The organism is Actinosynnema pretiosum, assembly GCF_024171695.1.
GTDB classification, from domain to species: Bacteria; Actinomycetota; Actinomycetes; order Mycobacteriales; family Pseudonocardiaceae; genus Actinosynnema; species Actinosynnema pretiosum.
Window position 1 is genome coordinate 258,082 of sequence record NZ_JAMTCF010000001.1, and the last position, 21,502, is coordinate 279,583.

Consider the following 21,502-nt stretch of genomic DNA (forward strand, 5'->3'; position numbering starts at 1 on the left):
TCTCTTTCAGGCAAGATTTCGTCCTGGTGAAACGCGCTCGCAACGTGACGCGACCTGGGCGGACATCTTCTTGCCCTCGAACGAGCGAACGCCGCCACGGCAACCCGAAGTGACGGGAATGACGTGACGGCGTTCACACTGCTCGGTCATAACTCGGTCATGTCGAGCGGATCAATCGGTCGCTTCGAGCTCCTCGTCCAGGATGTCGAACAGCTCGTCGGCGGTCACCGCGTCGAGCACGTCGGCCGCCCCGTCCACCGCCCTACCTGCGCCTGCCCAGCGCGCCACGAGCGCGCGCAGCCTGCTCTCGACCCGGACGCGCTCCTCCTCGTCCGGCGCGGCGGACTCCAGCGCGGACTCCAACCGGGCAAGCTCCGCCTCCAGGGAGGGCGCGGACTCCTCGGCGCCGCCCAGTCCGGACAGCAGCAGCTCCGCCACGGCGGCGGGCGTCGGGTGGTCGTAGACCAGCGTCGCGGACAACCGGACACCGACCACTTCGGCCACCCGGTTGCGCAGTTCCACCGCGGCGAGCGAGTCGAACCCGAGTTCCAGGAACCCCTTCCCCGCGTCGACCGCGTGCGCCCCGTCGTGGCCGAGCACGCCCGCCACCAGGGAGCGCACCAGCTCCACGAGGTGGTCGCGCCTGCGCGCCGGGGGCAGCGCGGCGACCTGCTCGGCCACCGACGGCCCCGAGGTGGGCGCGCCGGTCCCGGCGACCCGCCTGACCGCCCCGCGCACCAGCGCCCGGAACACCGGGGGCACCGCGCCGGACGCCTGCCGCACGGCCGCCAGGTCCAGCCTGGCCGCCACGAGGTCGGCCCGGTCCGAGGCCACCGCCGCGTCGAGCAGCGCCAGGCCTTCGGCGGGCCGCAGGCCGAGCACCCCGGAGGACGCCATCCGCCTGAGGTCCCGCTCCCCCAGCTCCCCGGTCATCGCGCTGGCCACCCCGGTCCACAGGCCCCAGGCCACCGAGGTGGCGGGCAGGCCGAGGGACCGGCGGTGCGCGGCGAGCGCGTCCAGGAAGCCGTTGGCGGCGGCGTAGGCGGACTGGCCCGCGCCGCCGACGACCGAGACCAGCGAGGAGAACAGCACGAACGCGGTCAGGTCGTGGCCCCGCGTCAGCTCGTGCAGGTGCCAGGCGGCCTCGGCCTTGGGCCGCCAGACCGCCGCCACCTGCTCGGGGGTGAGCCCGGACAGCAGCGCGTCGTCCACCACGCCCGCCGAGTGCACGACCGCCGAGAGCGACCGGCCGGTGAGCAGGGCCGCGACGGCGTCCCGGTCGGCGACGTCGCACGCGGCGACCTCGACCGCCGCGCCGAGGCCGGTCAGCTCGGCCACGAGGTCGGCCGCGCCGGGCGCGTCCTGGCCTCGACGGCTGGTGAGCAGCAGATCGGTGACGCCGTGCGCGGTGACCAGGTGCCTGGCAACGGTCGCGCCGACACCGCTCAGGCCGCCGGTCACCAGGACCTGGCCGGAGCCGAAGTCGGGGCGTTCGGCGGGCAGCCCGGCCCGGACCAGCCTGGGCACGAACGCCCGGCCGCCGCGCACCGCGAGCTGCGGTTCCCCTGCGGTCAGGGCGGCGGGCAGTGCCAGGTCGGAGGCCGGGTCGCCGTCCACGTCGACCACGCTCACCAGGTCCGGGTGCTCGACCTGCGCCGAGCGCAGCAGCCCCCACAGGGCGGCGTGCGCCAGGCCCGGCGAGTCCTCGCCGTCCACCGACACCGCGCCGGTGGTGACGACCACGAGCCGCTTGCCCGCGAGCCGGTCGTCCTCGGCCCAGCGCCGCAGCAGCGGCAGCAGCCCTTCGACCGCCGCCCGTCCGGCCGTGGCCGGGTCGTCGCCGGTGGTGCGCAGGGGCACCAGGACCGAGGCCGGTCCCTGCGGGCCCGCCGCCGCCACCGCGTCCAGGTCGGGGTGGGCGACCTCGGCCGGGAAGCGGCCGGGGGCGCCGAGCACGGCGAGCCTGGCCGGGGTGTCGGCCGCGCCGAGCACCGGGGTCCAGTCGAGCCGGAACAGCGCGTCGCCGACCGAGGGGCCCTCGGCTGCGGGCAGCGGGCGCACCGCCAGCGCGCCCACCTCGGCGACCGGCGCGCCGTCCGGGTCGGCCAGCGCGACCGCGTAGGCGGTGGGTCCGGTGCGGGTCAGCCGGACCCGCAGCGCGGACGCCCCGGTGGCCCGCAGCACCACGTCCTTCCAGGCGAACGGCACGGTCAGCTCGCCGGGCCCGTCCTCCAGCAGCTCGGCGGTGTGCAGGGTGGCGTCCAGCAGGGCCGGGTGCAGGCCGTAACCGGAGGCGTCGACCTCCTCGGGCAGGGCGACCTCGGCGAACACCTCGTCGCCGCGCCGCCAGGCCGCGCGCAGGCCCTGGAACGCCGGGCCGTAGCCGTAGCCGCGCGCGGCCAGCTCCGCGTAGTGCCCGGTGAGGTCCAGCTCGGTGGCGTCCTGCGGCGCCCACCGGCCGGGCTCGCCGGTCAGGTCGGCGTCGGTGGTGGCGGTCGTGGTGTCCGGGACGAGCGAGCCGGTGGCGTGCCTGGTCCACTGCGCGCCCTCGGCGTCGGGCCGGGAGTGCGCGGTGACCGCGCGGCGACCGGACTCGTCCGCCGCGCCCACGGCGACCTGGAGCACGACGCCGCCGCGCTCGGGGAGCACGAGCGGGGACTGGAGGGTCAGCTCCTCGACCCGGCCGCAGCCGACCTGGTCGCCCGCCTGGACGGCCAGCTCCACGAACGCCGTGCCGGGCAGCAGGACCTCGCCCGAGACGGTGTGGTCGGCCAGCCAGGCGTGGGTGCGCGGCGAGATCCGGCCGGTGAGCAGGACGCCGTCGCCCTCGGCGGTGGTGAGCACGTCCCCGGCCAGCGGGTGGCCGGTGCCCGAGCCCGTGCCGCCGACGGCGGCGTCGAGCCAGTAGCGGCGGCGCTGGAACGGGTAGGTGGGCAGGTCGACCCGGCGGGCGCCCGCACCGGCGAACAGCGCGGCCCAGTCCGGGGTCGCGCCCCGGACGAAGAGCGCGCCCACGGCGGCGGCGAGCGCGGTGGTCTCCGGGTGGTCGGCGCGCTGGGTGGCGGTCAGCAGCGCGGCGGCCTCGTCGCGCAGGCAGTCGCGGCCGAGGGCGGTGAGCACCGCGTCCGGGCCGACCTCCAGGAACGTGGTGGCGCCCCTGGACTCCAGCTCGCGCACGGCGTCGTGGAAGCGCACCGCGCCGCGCACGTGCCGCACCCAGTACTCGGGGTCGGTCAGCTCGCCCGGTTCGGCGAGGCGGCCGGTGAGGGTGGAGACCACGGGGGTGGTCGGCTCGGCGTAGGCGATGGTCGTGGCGACCTCGCGGAACGCGCCCAGCACCTCGTCGGTGTGCGGGGAGTGGAAGGCGTGGGACACCGCGAGGGCGCGGGTCTTGAGGCCGTCGGCCTTCCAGGTCGCCACCAGGTCGGCCAGCGCGTCGGCGTCGCCGGAGACGACGGTCGAGGCAGGACCGTTCACGGCGGCGACGTCGACCCGGCCCTCCAGGCCCACGAGGTCGGCGCGGACGCGCTCCTCGGTGGCCAGGACCGAGACCATGCCGCCGTCGGGGCGCATGGACTGCATGAGCCTGCCGCGCGCGGCGACCAGCCTGGCCGCGTCGGCGAGGGAGAAGACCCCGGCGACGTGGGCGGCGGCCAGCTCGCCGATCGAGTGGCCGGCGAGGAGGTCCGCCCGCACGCCCCAGGACTGGAGCAGGCGGTGCAGGGCGACCTCGAAGGCGAACAGGGCGGGCTGGCTGTAGCGGGTCTGCTGCACCAGGTCCGGGTCGTCGCCGTCCAGGACCTGCGCGAGCGGGGTGTCCAGCTCGGCGTCGAGCAGCGCGCACGCCTCGTCGAACGCCTCGGCGAACACCGGCCAGGCGGCGCGCAGCTCGCGTCCCATGCCCGCGCGCTGCGCGCCCTGCCCGGTGAACAGCAGGGCGAGCGCCCCGGTGGAGCGGGCGCCGCGCACGACGCCGGGGCCGGAACCGGTGGTGGCCAGGGCTTCCAGGGACTTGAGCACCTCGGCGGGGTCGCCGGGGACGATCGCCGCGCGGTGCTCCAGTGCCGCGCGGGTGGTGGCGGTGGCGTGGGCCAGGTCGGTCCGGTCGACGCCGTCCGCGAGCAGCGCCAGCAGGTTCCCCGCCTGGGCGCGCAGGGCGCCCTCGTCGGCGGCGGCCAGCACGATCGGGGCGGGCACGGCCCTGGTCGGCGCGTCCTGGCCGGAGGTGGCCGGGGCGGGCGCGGTCGGGGCCTGCTCGACGATGACGTGCGCGTTGGTGCCGCTGATGCCGAAGGAGGAGACGCCCGCGCGGCGCGGGTGGTCGGTCTGCGGCCACGGCCGGGACTCGGTCAGCAGCTCGACCGCGCCCTCGCTCCAGTCGACCCGGTCGGTGCGCCGGTCGGCGTGCAGCGTGCGGGGCAGCACGCCCGCCCGGATCGCCATGATCATCTTGATGACGCCCGCGACGCCCGCCGCCGCCTGGGTGTGGCCGATGTTGGACTTGATCGAGCCCAGCCACAGCGGCTCGGCGCGGTCCTGGCCGTAGGTGGAGAGCACGGCCTGGGCCTCGATCGGGTCGCCGAGCACCGTGCCGGTGCCGTGCGCCTCGACGGCGTCCACCTCGGACGGTCGCAGGCCCGCGACGGACAGCGCGGCCCGCATGACCCGCTGCTGCGACGGGCCGTTGGGCGCGGTGAGGCCGTTGGACGCGCCGTCCTGGTTCACCGCGCTGCCGCGCAGCACGGCCAGCACCTCGTGCCCGTTCGCCTGGGCGTCGGAGAGGCGCTCCAGGACCAGCATCCCGACGCCCTCGGACATCGCGGTGCCGTCCGCGTCGGCGGAGAACGACTTCGCCCGCCCGCCCGGCGCCAGGCCGCGCTGGAGGCTGAAGTCGACGAACGTGTCCGGGGTGGCCATGACGCTCACGCCGCCCGCCAGCGCCAGCGAGCACTCCCCCGCCCTGAGCGCCTGCGCGGCCAGGTGGAGGGAGACCAGCGAGGAGGAGCACGCGGTGTCGACCGAGACGGCCGGGCCCTCCAGACCCAGCACGTAGGACACCCGGCCGGACGCGACGCTGCCCAGGCTGCCGTTGCCGACGTAGCCGGCCAGGTCCTCGGGCACCGACCGCAGGCGGGTCGCGTAGTCGTTGTACATCACGCCCGCGAACACGCCGGTCGCGCTGCCGCGCAGCGACACCGGGTCGATCCCGGCCCGCTCCAGGGCCTCCCAGGCGGTCTCCAGCAGCAGGCGCTGCTGCGGGTCGGTGGCCAGGGCCTCGCGCGGGCTGATGCCGAAGAACCCGGCGTCGAAGTCGGCCGCGTCGTGCAGGAAGCCGCCTTCCAGGGAGCAGGACTTGCCGACCTTGCCGGGCTCCGGGTCGAACAGGGCGTCCAGGTCCCAGCCGCGATCGGTCGGGAACGCGCTGATGGCGTCGACGCCGCCGTCGAGCAGCCGCCACAGGTCCTCGGGCGTGCTGACGTCGCCGGGGAAGCGGCAGCCGATGCCGACGACCGCGATCGGGTCGTCGTCCACCGCGCGGGCGGGCGCGGCGGGCAGCTCGGCGGCGGGCTCGGCGTCGCCGACCAGCTCGGTCTCCAGCAGGGCCGCCAGCAGCTCGGGGTTCGGGTGGTCGAACACCAGGGTCGCGGGCAGCCGCAGGCCGGTGGCCGCGACCAGGCGGTTGCGCAGCTCGACCGCCGCGAGCGAGTCGAAGCCCAGGTCGCGGAACGCGCGGCGCGGGTCGACGGACGCCGCGCCGTCGTGGCCGAGGACGGCCGCGACGTGCGAGCGCACCAGGTCCAGCACCACGCGGGTCCGGTCGGTCGGGGGCAGCGCGCGGAGCCTGCGGGCCAGCGCGGAGCCGCCGTCCTCGTCGCCGGTGACGCCGGAGCGGCGGACCTGCTTGCGCACCAGGGACTTCAGCAGCGCGGGCAGCGCGTCGCGCTCGCGCAGCGCGGCCAGGTCCAGGCGCATCGGGACCAGCAGCGGCTCGGCCGAGGCGAGGCTGGCGTCGAACAGCGCCAGGCCCTCCTCGGTGGTCAGGCCGGTGACGCCGGAGCGGCCCATGCGGGCCAAGTCGACGTCGGACAGGTGGTCGGTCATGCCGCTGCGCTGGGACCAGAAGCCCCAGGCGAGCGAGACGCCCGGCAGCCCCGCGGCGCGGCGGGCCTGCGCGAGGCCGTCGACGTAGGTGTTGGCGGCGGCGTAGTTGCCCTGGGCCGCGCCGTCGTAGACGCCCGCGGCGGAGGAGAACAGCACGAACGCCCGCAGGTCGCCGGTCAGCTCGTGCAGGTGCCGCGCGCCCTCGGCCTTGGGGTTCCAGGCCGCGTCCAGGCGCTCGGGGGTCAGGCCGGTGACCAGGCCGTCGTCGAGCACGGCTGCGGTGTGCACGACGGCGGTGAGGCCGTCGACGCCCGCGAGGAGGGCGGCGACCGAGTCGCGGTCGGCGACGTCGCAGGCGACGACGCGGGCGGTGGCGCCCAGGTCGGCCAGCTCGGCCACCAGCTCGGTCGCGCCGGGGGCGTCGGGGCCGCGACGGCTGGTGAGGACCAGCTCGCGCACGCCCCGCTCCACCAGGTGCCTGGCCAGCACCGCGCCGAGGCCGCCGGTGCCGCCGGTGACCAGGACGGTGTCCTCGGCGGTCCAGGCGAACGCGGGGCCGTCGGGGGCAGCGCGGACCAGGCGCGGGGCGAGCAGGTCGTCGCCGCGCACCGCGACCTCCGGCTCACCCGAGCCGAGGGCGGCGAGCAGGCCGTCCCAGTGCACCGGCCAGCCGTCGGTGTCCACCAGCGCGAACCGGTCGGGGTTCTCGGCGGCGGCGGCCCGGATCAGGCCGTGCGCGGCGGTGACGGCCGGGTCGACCGGCACGTCGCCGACCGCCGCGCCGCCCCTGGTGAGCACCACGAGCTTGGCGGAGGCGAACCTGGTGTCCGCCAACCACTCCTGCGCGGTGGACAGGGCCAGGTCGACGGCGGAGCGGGAGGACTCGGCCGAGCCGATCGGCAGCACGACCCACTCCGGGACGTCCGCGCCGATCGAGGCCAGGTCGGGGACCTTGGGCACGTACTTGCCCAGCGCGTCGCCGAGCACGAGCAGCTTGCCGGTGGTCGGCGCGGCCTCGATCTTGGTCCAGTCGATCCGGAACAGGGCGTCCGGCACACCGGCCGAGGGGACGACGACCTCGCGGGAGAGCAGGTCGGCGACCTGGGCGACGGGGTTGCCCGCCTGGTCCGCGACCCGGATGGCCAGGCCGTCGCCGCCGGTCGGGGTGAGCCGCACCCGCAGGGCGCGGGCGCCCTCGGCGAACAGCGACACGCCCGTCCAGGAGAACGGCAGCTGCGGCGGCTTGTCCTCGCCGGACTCCACGACCAGCACCGGGTGCAGCGCCGCGTCGAGCAGCGCGGGGTGCAGGCCGTACCCGGCCGGGTCGACGTCCTCGGGCAGCTCGACCTCGGCGAACACCTCGTCGCCGAGGCGCCAGGCGGCGCGCAGGCCCTGGAACGCGGGGCCGTAGCCGTAGCCCTGGGCGTCGAGCGCCGGGTAGGCGCCGTCCAGGTCCACCGGCTGCGCGCCGGGCGGCGGCCAGGCGACCAGGTCGAAGTCCGGGGTGGTCTCGGAGCGGACCAGGCGGCCGGTGGCGTGCCTGGTCCACGGGGCCTCGGAGCCCTCGGCGCGGGAGTGCGCGGTCAGCTCCCGGCCGCCGTCCCGGTCGGGGTCGCCGATGCGGAGCTGGACGTGCACGCCGCCGCGCTCGGGCAGCGCGAGCGGGGCCTCCAGGGTCAGCTCGTCCACGCGGTCGCAGCCGACCTGGTCGCCCGCCCGGATCGCCAGCTCCACGAACGCGGTGCCGGGGAGCAGGGTCGTGCCCGCGAAGGCGTGGTGCGCCAGCCACGGGTGGGTGTCGGCGGCGAGGCGGCCGGTGAGCAGGACCTCGTCCGCGCCCGCCACCGCGATGGTCGCGCCGAGCAGCGGGTGGGCGGTCGCGGCCAGGCCCGCCGAGGTGACGTCGCCGGTCGCCGAGGTGGCGTCGAGCCAGTAGCGGCGGTGCTGGAAGGCGTAGGTGGGCAGGGCGGTCCGGCGCGGGGTCGCCTTGGACTGGGCGACGAGCAGGCCGGTCCAGTCCACGTCGACGCCGCGCGTCCACGCCTGGGCCAGGGACAGCAGCACCCGGCGGGGGCCGCCGTCGTCGCGGCGCAGGGAGCCGATCGCGGCGACCTCGCGGCCGTCCTCCTCGGCGGTCTCCAGGACCGCCGAGGTGAGCACCGCGTGCGGGCTGCACTCGACGAACACGGCGTGCCCGGTGGCGAGCAGGGTCCGGGTGGCGCCGACGAAGTCGACCGTCTCGCGCAGGTTCGTGTACCAGTACCCGGCGTCAAGTGCGGCGGTGTCGGTGAACTCGGCGGTGACGGTGGAGCAGAACGGGGTGGTGGAGGTGCGCGGGGACAGGTCCGCGAGCACGTCGAGCAGGCGCTCGCGGATCGACTCCACGTGGGCGGAGTGCGAGGCGTAGTCCACCGGGACCCGCTTGGCCCGCGCGCCCTCGGCGCGCAGCTCGGCCTGGAGCGCGTCCAGCCCGGCCGGGTCGCCGGAGACGACCACGGAGCGGGTTCCGTTGACCACGGCGATCGACAGGCCCTCGGCGAGCCGGGGGCGGACCTCGTCCACGGGCAGCTGCACGGACAGCATCCCGCCCTTGCCCGCCAGGTCCTCGGCGATGGCGAGGCTGCGCAGCGCCACGATCGCGGCGCCGTCGCGGGTGGACAGCGCGCCGGACGCGACGGCGGCGGCGATCTCGCCCTGCGAGTGGCCGACGACCGCGTCGGGGCGCACGCCGTTCGCGCGCCACAGCTCGGCCAGCGACACCATCATCGCCCACAGCACCGGCTGCACCACGTCGACCCGCTCCAGCGAGGGGGCGTCCTCGTCGCCTCGGGCCACGGCGATCAGGTCCCAGTCCACGAACTCGGACAGGGCCCGCGCGCACTCGGCCATGCGGGCGGCGAAGACCGGGGAGGCGTCGAGCAGCTCGGCGGCCATGCCGACCCACTGCGAGCCCTGGCCGGGGAAGACGAACACGACCCTCGGGTCGGACAGCACCGCACCATCCACGATGGACGCCGCCGCTTCGCCGGAGGCCAGCGCGGACAGCCCGGCGGTGAGCCGCTCCAGGTCCTCGCCGACCACGACGGCGCGCTGCTCCAGCGCGGCGCGGGTGGTGACCAGGGAGTGCGCGACGTCGAGCGGCGCGAGGTCGGGGTGGGCGGCCAGGTGGGCGGCGAGCAGCCCGGCCTGGGCGCGCACCGCGTCCGCGCCGCGACCGGAGACCAGCAGGGGCAGCAGCGCCCCGGTGGGCTCGACCGCCTCGACCGCTTCCGGCGCGGCGGTTTCCGGCCCGGTGGTGGCTCGGGCGGCGGTCTCGGCGACCGGCTCGGGGGCCTGCTCCAGGACGATGTGCGCGTTGGTGCCGCTGATGCCGAACGACGAGACACCGGCGCGGCGCGGGCGGCCGGTCTCCGGCCAGGGCCGGGACTCGGTGATCAGCTCGACCGCGCCCTCGGTCCAGTCGACCTGGTCGGTGCGCTCGGACACGTGCAGGGTGGCCGGGACCTGGCCCGCCCGCATCGCCATGACCATCTTGATCACACCCGCGACGCCCGCGGCGGCCTGGGTGTGGCCGAAGTTGGACTTGATCGAGCCCAGCAGCAGCGGGTGCTCGCGGTCCTGGCCGTAGGTGGCCAGGAGCGCCTGGGCCTCGATCGGGTCGCCGAGCGGGGTGCCGGTGCCGTGCGCCTCGACGGCGTCGACCTCGGTGTGCGACAGGCCCGCGTTGGCCAGGGCCGCGCGGATGACGCGCTGCTGCGACGGGCCGTTCGGGGCGGTCAGGCCGTTGGACGCGCCGTCCTGGTTCACCGCGCTGCCGCGCAGCACGGCCAGCACCTCGTGCCCGTTCGCCTGGGCGTCGGAGAGCCGCTCCAGCAGGACCAGGCCGACGCCCTCGCCCCAGCCGGTGCCGTCCGCGTCCGAGGAGAACGACTTGGACCGGCCGTTGCGGGCGAGGCCGCGCTGGAGGCTGAAGTCCACGAAGGTGTCCGGCGCGGACATCACCGTGACGCCGCCCGCGAGGGCGAGCGAGCACTCCCCCGCCCTGAGCGCCTGCGCGGCCAGGTGGATGGACACCAGCGAGGAGGAGCAGGCGGTGTCCACGGAGACCGCAGGGCCTTCGAGGCCGAGCACGTAGGACACCCGGCCGGACAGGACGCTGGCGATGCTGCCGTTGCCCAGGTACCCGGCCAGGTCCTCCGGGACCTCCTTCAGCCTGCTGCCGTAGTCGTGGTACATCACGCCGGCGAACACGCCGGTCGGGGTGCCCTTGAGCGAGGTCGGGTCGATGCCCGCCCGCTCGATCACCTCCCACGCGGTCTCCAGCAGGAGGCGCTGCTGCGGGTCCATCGCCAGCGCCTCGCGCGGGCTGATGCCGAAGAACCCGGCGTCGAAGCCCAGCGCGTCGCTGAGGAACCCGCCCTCGCGCACGTAGGTGCGGCCGGGCTTGCCGGGTTCGGGGTCGTAGATGCCGTCGGTGTCCCAGCCGCGATCGGCGGGGAACCCGGAGATCGCGTCGACGCCGTGCGCGACGAGCTCCCACAGCTCCTCGGGGGTGGTGACGTCGCCGGGGTAGCGGCAGCCCATGGCGACGATGGCGATCGGGTCGCCGTCGTCCGCGCGGGTCGCGGCCACCGGGGCGGGCGCGCTGGGCGCCGCGCCGCCGAGGGACTCGGACAGGTGCGCGACCAGGGCGACCGGGGTCGGGTGGTCGAACACCAGGGTCGCGGGCAGCCGCAGGCCGGTGGCGGTGGTGAGCCGGTTGCGCAGCTCGACCGCCGCGAGCGAGTCGAAGCCCAGCTCGCCGAACGCGCGGCGCGGCTCGATCTCGGCGCCGCTGCCGTGGCCGAGGACGGCCGCGACGTGCGAGCGGACCAGGTCGAGCAGCACGCGGCCCCGGTCCTCGGCGGACAGGCCGAGCAGCTCGTCGCGCGGGGTCCGGTCGGCCCCTGCGGCGGTCGCGGCGCGGCGGGTGGGGCGGACCAGGCCGTGGAACAGCCGGGGCAGCTCCTCGCCCCTGGTGCGCAGGGCGGCCAGGTCGAGCCGGACCGGGACCAGCAGCGGGGCGTCGAGCGCGAGGGCGGCGTCGAACAGGGCGAGGCCCTCGGCGGCGGGCAGGCCGCGCACGCCGGAGCGGGCCATGCGGGCGAGGTCGCCCTCGGTGAGGTGGCCGGTCATGCCGCTGCGGTGCTCCCACAGGCCCCAGGCGATCGAGGTTCCTGGCAGACCGGTGGCGCGGCGCTGCTCCACCAGCGCGTCCAGGTAGGTGTTGGCGGCGGCGTAGTTGCCCTGGCCGGTGCCGTCGACCACGCCCGCCGCCGAGGAGAAGACGACGAACGCCCGCAGGTCCGAGGTGAGCTCGTGCAGGTTGCGCGCGCCCTCGGCCTTGGGCAGCCAGACCGCGTCGACCTGCTCGGGGGTCATGGCCGAGACGAGGCCGTCCGCGAGCGCGCCCGCCGTGTGCACGACGGCGGTGAGGCCGGGAATGCCCGCGACGAGTTCGGCGACCGAGTCGCGGTCGGCGACGTCGCAGGCGACGACCCTGGTCGTGGCGCCCAGGTCGGCGAGCGCGGCGACCAGTTCGGCCGCGCCGGGGGCGTCGGGGCCGCGACGGCTGGTGAGGACGAGCTGCCGCACGCCCTGACCGGCCAGGTGCCCGGCCAGCAGCGCGCCGAGGCCGCCGGTGCCGCCGGTGATCAGGACGGTGTCCTCGGCGGTCCAGGCGAACGGGGCCTGCGGGCGGTCGGTGGCGCGGGCCAGGCGCGGCACGAGGAGCGCGCCGTCGCGGACCGCGACCTCGGGCTCGCCGAGGCCGAGCGGGGTGGTGACGGCGCTCGCCAGGTCCTCGGGGCTGCCGGGGAGAGCGATGTCCAGGTCGAGCAGGGTGAAGCGGTCGGGGTTCTCCGCCTGCGCGGCCCTGACCAGGCCCCACACCGGGGCGACGACCGGGTCGACGGCGTGGCCCGCCGCCGGGACGCCGCCGGTGGTGACCAGCGCGAGGCGGGCGGCGGCGAACCGCTCGTCCGCGATCCACTCGCGCAGCACGGAGAGGACGTCGTCGACGGTGGAGCGGGCGGCCTGGCCGGTGACCGGCAGCACCACCCAGTCCGGGACCTGCTCCAGCGCGGACAGGTCGGGGCCGTCCAGCACGGTGGCCGCGCCGGTGACCGGGCCCGCCGCCGGGACCGGGGTCCAGTCCACGCGGTAGAGCGAGTCCTGGCCGGAGCCGCCGGTCAGCGCGGCGGCCGGGATGGGCCGGGTGACCAGCGCGTCGACCGTGGCGACCGGGTCGCCCGCCGGGTCGGTCAGCAGCAGCGACACCGCGCCGCCGCCCTCGGGGGTGAGCCGCACCCGCAGCGCGGTCGCGCCGGAGGCGTGCAGGGTGACGCCGGTCCAGGCGAACGGGAGGTCGATCAGGCCGTCCTCGGCCCCGCCCTCGCGGGCGCCGGTGGCGTGCAGGGCGGCGTCGAGCAGCGCCGGGTGCAGGCCGAAGCCCGCCGCGTCGGCGCCCTCGGGCAGCGCGACCTCGGCGAGCACCACGTCGCCCTGCCGCCAGGCGGCGCGGACGGCGCGGAACACCGGGCCGTAGGCGTAGCCGCCCGCCGCCAGCTCCGCGTAGAGGGCGTCGACGTCGATCTTGGTCGCGCCGGGCGGCGGCCACGCGGTCAGCCGCTCGGGGCTGGTGCGCGGGGCGTGGTCCAGGAAGCCGGAGGCGTGCCTGGTCCACGAGGAGTCGGCGTCCTCGGGGCGGGAGTGCACGCTCACCGCGCGCCTGCCGGTGGCGTCGGGCGCGCCGACCGCGACCTGCAGGACGGTGCCGCCGCGCGCGGGCAGCACCAGCGGGGCCTCCAGGGTCAGCTCGTCGACGCGGTCGCAGCCGACCTGGTCGCCCGCCCGGACCGCCAGCTCCACGAACGCGGTGCCGGGCAGCAGGACGACGCCGGAGGCGGCGTGGTCGGCCAGCCACGGGTGGGTGTCGAGCGCGAGGCGGCCGGTGAGCAGGACGCCGTCGTTCCCGGCGGTGGTGGTGGTCGCGCCCAGCAGCGGGTGGCCGGTGGCGCCGAGGCCCGCCGACGAGACGTCGCCGGGGCCGTCGGTGGCGTCGAGCCAGAAGCGGCGGTGCTGGAAGGCGTAGGTGGGCAGGGCGACCTTGCGCGGGGCGGTGGGGCCGGTGAGCAGGGTGGTCCAGTCCACGTCGACGCCGCGCGCCCAGGCCTGGGCCAGCGACAGCAGCAGCCTGCGGGGGCCGCCGTCGTCGCGGCGCAGGGTCGGGATCGCGGCGATCTCGCGCTCGTCCTCGTCGGCGGTCTCCTGCAGGGCCGAGGGCAGCACGGGGTGCGCGCTGCACTCGATGAAGACGGTGTGGCCGGAGCCGAGCAGGGTGCGGCTGGCGCCGACGAAGTCGACCTTCTCGCGCAGGTTCGAGTACCAGTAGTCGGCGCCGAGCGCGGTCCCGTCCAGGAAGCCGCCGGTGACGGTGGAGCAGAACGGGGTGGTGGCGGCGCGCGGGACGACGTCCGCGATGACGGCCAGCAGGCGCTCGCGGATCACCTCCACGTGCGGGGAGTGCGAGGCGTAGTCGATCTTGACGGGTCGGGCGCGCACGCCCTCGTCGTCCAACCGGGCCCGGAGCGCGGCCAGCCCCTCGGGGTGACCGGCGACGACGACCGAGCGGGCGCCGTTGAGCCCGGCGATGGTCAGGCCCTCGGTCAGGCGCGGGGTGACCTCCTCCAGCGGGAGCTGGATGGACAGCATCCCGCTCTTGCCGGACAGCTCCTCGCCGATCAGGACGCTGCGCAGCGCGACGATCGCGGCGCCGTCCCGCAAGGACAAGGCGCCGGAGACGACGGCGGCGGCGATCTCGCCCTGGGAGTGGCCGACGACCGCGTCGGGGCGCACGCCGTGGTGCTTCCACAGCTCCGCCAGGGACACGGTGATCGCCCAGAGCACCGGCTGGAGCACGTCCACCCGGTTCAGCGGCGGGACGCCGGGGGCGTCGCGCACGACGTCGACCAGGTTCCAGTCCACGTGCGGGGCCAGCGCGGCGGCGCACTCGCGCATCCGCTCGGCGAACACCGGGGACGAGTCGAGCAGCTCAACGGCCATGCCCGCCCACTGCGAGCCCTGGCCGGGGAAGACGAACACGACCCTCGGGTCGGACAGCGCCTCGCCGTCCACGACGGACGCGGCGGCCTCGCCGGAGGCCAGCGCGGACAGCGCGGCGTCGAACTGGTCGGCGTCCTCGCCGACCACGACGGCGCGGCGCTCCAGGGCGGCGCGGGTGGTGGCCAGCGACCAGGCGATCTCGCGCGGGGACGCCGAGCCGACGTGCTCGCGCAGCCTGGCGGCCTGCTCGCGCAGGGCGTCCTCGGTGCGGGCGGACAGCACCCACGGCACCAGACCGGAGGGCTGCGGTCCGGCGGCGTCGGGCTCGGCGGGCGCGGCGGGTTCGGCGGCGGGGGCCTGCTCCAGCACGACGTGCGCGTTGGTGCCGCTGATGCCGAACGACGAGACGCCCGCGCGGCGCGGGCGACCGGTCTCCGGCCACGGGCGCGCCTCGGTCAGCAGCTCGACCGCGCCCTCGGACCAGTCGACCTGCGGGGTGCGCTCGCCCACGTGCAGGGTGCGCGGCAGCACGCCCTCGCGCATGGCCATGACCATCTTGATCACGCCCGCGACCCCGGCGGCGGCCTGGGTGTGGCCGACGTTCGACTTGATCGAGCCCAGCCACAGCGGCTCGGTGCGGTCCTGGCCGTAGGTCGCCAGCAGCGCCTGCGCCTCGATCGGGTCGCCGAGGCGGGTGCCGGTGCCGTGCGCCTCGACGGCGTCGACCTCGGTGTGCGACAGGCCCGCCACGGCCAGCGCGGCGCGGATGACCCGCTGCTGCGACGGGCCGTTGGGGGCGGTCAGGCCGTTGGACGCGCCGTCCTGGTTGATCGCGGAGCCCTTGACCACGGCCAGGACCTCGTGCCCGTTGCGGCGCGCGTCGGACAGCCGCTCCAGCACGAGCACGCCGACGCCCTCGCCCCAGGCGGTGCCGTCGGCGTCGGCGGAGAACGACTTGGACCGGCCGTCGGCGGCGAGGCCGCGCTGGAGGCTGAAGTCCAGGAACGTGTCGGGCGTGGCCATGACGGTGACGCCACCGGCCAGGGCGAGCGAGCACTCGCCGCCGCGCAGGGCCTGCGCGGCGAGGTGGATGGACACCAGCGACGAGGAGCAGGCGGTGTCGACCGAGACGGCCGGGCCTTCGAGGCCGAGCACGTACGCGACGCGGCCGGACGCGACGCTCGCGAGCGAGCCGTTGCCCAGGTACCCGGCCAGGTCCTCCGGGATGTCCTTCAGCCGCAAGGCGTAGTCGTGGTACATGATGCCCGCGAACACGCCGGTCGGGCTGCCCTTGAGCGAGGTCGGGTCGATGCCCGCGCGCTCCAGGGCCTCCCAGGCGGTCTCCAGCAGCAGGCGCTGCTGCGGGTCCATCGCGGTGGCCTCGCGCGGGCTGATGCCGAAGAACTCGGCGTCGAAGTCCAGCGCGTCGGCCAGGAACCCGCCCTCGACCGAGTAGGTGCGGCCGGGCTTGCCGGGCTCGGGGTCGTAGAGCGAGTCCACGTCCCAGCCCCGGTCGTCGGGGAAGCGCGAGATGCCGTCGACGCCGTCGGCGACCAGGCGCCACAGCTCCTCGGGCGTGGTGACGCCGCCGGGGAAGCGGCAGCTCATGCCGACCACGGCGATGGGCTCGTCGTCGACGGCCGTGACGGTGGCGCGCTGGACGGGCGCGGCGGCGGCGCGGTCGCCGAGCGCCTTCTCCTTCAGGTGCCCCACCAGCGCGAGCGGGGTCGGGTAGTCGAACACCAGGGTCGCGGGCAGCCGCAGGCCGGTGGCGGTGGTGAGCCGGTTGCGCAGCTCCACGGCCGCCAGCGAGTCGAAGCCGATCTCGCTGAACGCGCGCCTGGGCTCGATGGCGTCGCCGCCGCCGTGGCCGAGGACGGCCGCGACGTGCGCGCGGACCAGGTCGAGCAGGACGCGGTCCCGGTCGGCCTCGGGCAGCTCGGCCAAGCGGACGCCCAGGCCGTCGCCGCCGGACTGGGCCGCTCCCCCGGCGGCGCGGCGCGCGGCGGTGGGGGCGAGGACGCGCAGCAGGGCGGGGACGCCGTCGGGGCGGGCGCGCAGCGCGGTCAGGTCCAGGCGGACCGGCGCGAGCACCGGCTCGGCGGTGGTGAGCGCGGCGTCGAGCAGCGCCAGGTTCTCCTCGGGGGTCAGGCCCGGCATCCCGGAGGCCTCGATGCGGTGCAGGGCGGCGGTGTCGAGCACCGAGCCCATGCCGCTCTCCCCCAGCCACAGGCCCCAGGTGAGGGCGGTGGCGGGCAGGCCGTCGGCGCGGCGGCGCTCGGCCAGGGCGTTGAGGAACAGGTTGGCGGCGGCGTAGTTGCCCTGGCCGGGGTTGTCGAGCAGCGCGGCCAGCGAGGAGTAGAGGACGAACGCGGTCAGGTCGCGGTCCTGGGTCAGCTCGTGCAGGTGCCAGGCGGCGTCGGCCTTGGGGCGCAGCACCTCGTCCACGCGCTCGGCGGTGAGGGTGCCGACCGTGCCGTCGGCGACGACGCCCGCGGTGTGCACGACGGCGGTCAGGTCGGTGATGCCGTCGAGCAGGGCGGCGACGGCGGCGCGGTCGGCCACGTCGCAGGCCACCACGCGGGCGGTCGCGCCGAGGTCGGCCAGCTCCGCGACCAGCTCGGCCGCGCCGGGCGCGTCCGGGCCGCGTCGGCTGGTGAGCACCAGCTGCCGGGCGCCCCTGGCAGCCAGGTGCTTGGCGACCAGCGCGCCGAGGCCGCCGGTGCCGCCGGTGACCAGGGTCGTGCCCTCGTCCGCCCACGGGTCGGCGGCGGGCTCCTCGACCGGGACGCGCGCCAGGCGCGGCACGGAGACCTTGCCGTCGCGCACGGACAGCTCCGGCTCGCCGGTGGCGACGGCCGGGAGCAGCTGCGCGGCGGACTCGGGGGCGTCGTCCAGGTCGACGAGGGTGAAGCGGTCCGGGTTCTCCGCCTGCGCGGCGCGCACCAGGCCCCACACCGGGGTGTGCGCGAGGTCGGCGTCGCGGACGCCTCGGGTGACCACGACCAGCCGGGACGGGCCGAAGCGCTCGTCGGCGAGCCACTGGCGGACCACGGTGAGCACGGCGTCGAGCGCGGCGCGGACGTCCACGAGCACGTCACCGGTGCCGGTCGGCACGTGGTAGACCACGGTCTCGGGCACGGTCGCGCCCGAGGTGAGGGCGGCGCCCAGCGCGGCCAGGTCGGCGTGGCCCGCGCCGAGCGCGGTGGCCGGGCGGGGCGGGCCGGACGGGACGGGCCGGGAGACCCACTCCTGGCGCAGCAGCGACTCGTGGTGCTCGCGGCGGGCGGCGGCGAGCTGCTCGGCGGTGACCGCGCGGGAGACGAACGAGCCGACCGCCGCCACGGGCGCGCCCGCCGGGTCGGTGATGGTCAGCGACACCGCGTCGGCCCCGGCGGGGCTGATGCGCACGCGCACCGCCGACGCGCCGGTGGCGTGCAGCACGACGTCGTTCCAGGCGAACGGGACGCGCACCTCGCCGGGGTCGCCGGGCGCGGTGCCCGCGACGTCCACGGCGTGCAGGGCGGCGTCGAGCAGCGCGGGGTGCAGGCCGAAGGAGGCGGCGGACGCGGCGACCGACTCGGGCAGCGCCACCTCGGCGTACACCTCGGCGGAGGGGCCGGCGCCGCGCCGCCACGCCTTGCGCAGGCCCTGGAACACCGGGCCGTAGCCGTAGCCCAGGGCGGCGAGGTCGGCGTACGCGGTGGAGGCGTCGACCGGTTCGGCGTCGCGCGGCGGCCAGGTCTCCAGGCGCTCGCCCGGTTCCGGGGCCTGCGCGGACAGCACGCCGCCCGCGTGGCGGGTCCAGCCCGCGTCCTCGGGGGCGTGCTCGGGCCGCGAGTGCACGGCCACGGTGCGCCTGCCGCCGTCGTCGGGGGCGTCCACGACGACCTGGAGCACGACGCCGCCGCGCTCGGGCAGCACCAGCGGGGCTTCCAGGGTCAGCTCTTCGAGCACGCCGCAGCCGACCTCGTCGCCCGCGCGCACGGCCAGCTCCACGAACGCGGTGCCGGGCAGCAGGACCGAGCCGGAGATGACGTGGTCGGCCAGCCACGGGTGGGTGCGCGGGGAGACCCGGCCGGTGAGCACGACCCGGTCGCCGCCCGCGAGGCCGACGACGGCGCCGACGAGCGGGTGGTCGGCGGCGAGCTGGCCCAGCTCGGCCGCGCCGCCCGCCCCGCCCGCACCGGCGGTGAGCCAGTAGCGCTCGCGCTGGAAGGCGTAGCGGGGCAGGTCGACGCGCGCGCCGGAGCCCTGCGGCAGCAGCTCGGCCCAGCGCACGGCCTGGCCTCGGGTGTGCGCGAGGGCGACGGCGGCGCGGACCTCGGCGACCTCGTCGCGGTCGCGGCGCAGCAGGGCTGCGAAGGCGAAGTCGGTGTTCTCGACCTCGGCCACGCAGTCCTGCGCCATGGCGGTGAGGACGGCGTCGGGGCCGAGTTCGAGGAAGGTGGCGACGCCGCGCGCGGCCAGCTCGGCGACCACGTCGCGGAACCGGACGGCCTGGCGGATGTGCCCGACCCAGTACTCCGGGGAGCGCAGCTGCTCGGCGGTGGCCAGCTCGCCGGTGACGTCGGAGACCACCGGGATGGTGGGCGCCGAGTAGGTCATCAGCTCGGCGACGCGGCGGAACTCGGCGAGCGCCGGTTCCATCAGCGGGGAGTGGAAGGCGTGCGAGACGGTGAGCCGCTTGGTCTTCACGCCCCGGTCGGCCAGGACCCCGGCGATCTCCAGGACGGCGGTCTCCACGCCGGAGATCACGGTGGCGGCGGGCCCGTTGACGGCGGCCACCCGCACCTCGGCCTCGCGGCCGGCCAGCAGCGGCAGCACCTCGGACTCGGGGGCGCGGACGGACACCATCGCGCCGCCCTCGGGAAGCGCCTGCATGAGCCTGCCGCGCGCGCCGACGAGCAGCGCGGCGTCCTCCAGGGACAGCACGCCCGCGACGTGCGCGGCGGTGATGCCGCCCAGCGAGTGGCCCGCGACGTAGTCGGGGCGCAGGCCCCAGGACTCGACCAGCCGGTAGAGGGCGGTCTCCAGGGCGAACAGGGCGCTCTGCGCGTAGGCGGTGCGGTCGAGCAGCGCGGCGGCCTCGGTGCCCGGCTCGGCGAACATCACCTCGCCGAGGGGGCGGTCGAGCTGGAGGTCGAGCCAGCCGCAGGCCGCGTCCAGCGCCTTGGCGAACACCGGGTGGGCGCGGTACAGCTCGCGGCCCGCCGACAGGCGCTGGCTGCCCTGGCCGGTGAACAGGAACGCGGTCGGGCCCGACGTGGCGGCGCCGCGCACCAGGCCGGGGGCGTCCTGCCCGGCGGCGAGGGCGGCAAGGCCGCGCAGGGCGTCAGCGCGGTCGGTGGCGTGCAGGACCGCGCGGTGCTCCAGGGCGGCGCGGCGCAGGGCCAGCTCGTGGGCGGTGTCGACCAGGTCGGGCGCGGTGGGGTCGGCGAGGAACTCGGCGAGCCTGGCGGCCTGGCCGCGCAGCGCGGCCTCGCCCCGGCCGGAGAGCACCAGCGGGACCGGGACGGGCGCGGCGGCCTCGGCCTTCTTGGACTTCTTGGCGGACTTGGCCGCCTTCACCGGCTTCGCGGGCGCGACCGGCGGGACCGCCGGGGGCTCCTCGATCACGACGTGCGCGTTGGTGCCGCTGACGCCGAACGACGAGATGCCCGCGCGGCGGGGCCGGTCGGGCGAGTCCCACGGGCGCTGCTCGGTCAGCAGCTCGATGTCGCCCGCCGACCAGTCCACGTGCGGGGTCGGGGCGTCCACGTGCAGGGTGCGCGGCAGGACCCGCTCGCGCATGGCGTAGACGACCTTGATGATGCCCGCGACGCCCGCCGCGGCCTGGCTGTGGCCGATGTTGGACTTGATGGAGCCCAGCCACAGCGGCTCGGTGCGGTCCTGGCCGTAGGTCGCCAGGAGCGCCTGCGCCTCGATCGGGTCGCCCAGGCGGGTGCCGGTGCCGTGCGCCTCCACCGTGTCCACGTCGGACGGTCGCAGGCCCGCGTCCGCGAGCGCCTGCCGGATGACGCGCTGCTGCGCGGGGCCGCTGGGCGCGGTCAGGCCGTTGGAGGCGCCGTCCTGGTTGACGGCGGTGCCCCGGATGACGCCGAGCACGCGGTGGCCCTCGCGCAGCGCGTCGGACAGCCGCTCCAGCACGACCACGCCGACGCCCTCGGCCCAGCCGGTGCCGTCGGCGGCGGCGGCGAAGGGCTTGCACACGCCGTCGGGCGCGAGGCCGCGCTGGGTGCTGAACGCGGTGAACGCGCCGGGGTGCACCATGACCGCGACGCCGCCCGCGAGCGCGGCGGTGCAGTCGCCGTCGCGCAGCGCCCGCACCGCCAGGTGCAGCGCCACCAGCGAGCCGGAGCAGGCGGTGTCGATCGAGACGGTGGGGCCTTCCAGGCCCAGCGAGTAGGCGAGGCGACCGGAGACGACGCTGGGCGCGTTGCCGGTGAGCAGGTAGCCGTCCAAGCCCTCGGGGGCCTGGTGCAGGCGCGGCCCGTACTCCTGGGGCTCGACGCCGATGTAGACGCCGGTGCGGCTGCCGCGCAGCGACAGCGGGTCGACGCCCGCGTGCTCCAGCGCCTCCCACGCGGTCTCCAGGACCAGGCGCTGCTGCGGGTCCATCGCCAGGGCCTCGCGCGGGCTGATGCCGAAGAACGCGGCGTCGAACTCGGCGGCCTCGGTGAGGAAGCCGCCCTTGCGCACGTAGGACTTGCCGGGCTTGCCGGGCTCGGGGTCGAACAGGGCGTCCAGGTCCCAGCCCCGGTCCTCGGGGAAGCCGGAGCTGACGTGCCTGCCGCCCGCGACGATCTCCCACAGCTTCTCGGGGGTGTCGCTGCCGCCGGGGTAGCGGCAGCCGACGCCGACGATGGCGATGGGCTCGTCGTCCCGGTCGCGCCGCGCGGGCACGGGCTCGTCCACCACGGGGACGGCGCGCTCGCCCAGCGCGAGGCGGCGCGCGAGGCGGGCCACGGCGAGCGGGGTGGGGTGGTCGAAGACCAGGGTGACCGGCAGGTCGAGACCGGTGGCCTCCGACAGCCTGCGGTGCAGGTCGACGGCGGCCAGCGAGTCGAAGCCCAGCTCCTTGAAGGGGCGCTCGGGGGCGACCCGGTCGGGGGCGTCCGGCAGGGCTGCCTTGAGCACCGCGACGACCTGCTCGTGCACGACGCCGAGCAGGACGCGTTCCTGTTCCGCTGGTGGCAGCTCGGCCAACCGCGCCAGGGGCGCTGCGGTGGTGGCGGGCTCGGCGTTCTCGGGCTGGCTCATCCGTGCTCCACTGGTCCGGCGGTCGGTCCTGGGT

1 protein-coding gene is annotated in these 21,502 nt (G+C 76.8%); it reads right to left on the minus strand.

Translation table 11 applies throughout. The annotated features are described in order from the left end of the window. Window positions 1-171: 171 nt before the first annotated feature. Window positions 172-21,468 carry a type I polyketide synthase gene (locus tag LV78_RS01060; RefSeq protein ID WP_253842616.1) on the minus strand — a complete coding sequence of 7,099 codons (21,297 nt, stop codon included), beginning with the start codon at window positions 21,466-21,468 and terminating at the stop codon, window positions 172-174. Window positions 21,469-21,502 lie beyond the last annotated feature (34 nt).

What these genes read in the sequence shown, in the direction of transcription:
- LV78_RS01060 (WP_253842616.1), bottom strand. Translation starts at nt 21,468, where the DNA reads ATGAGCCAGCCCGAGAACGCCGAGCCCGCCACCACCGCAGCGCCCCTG.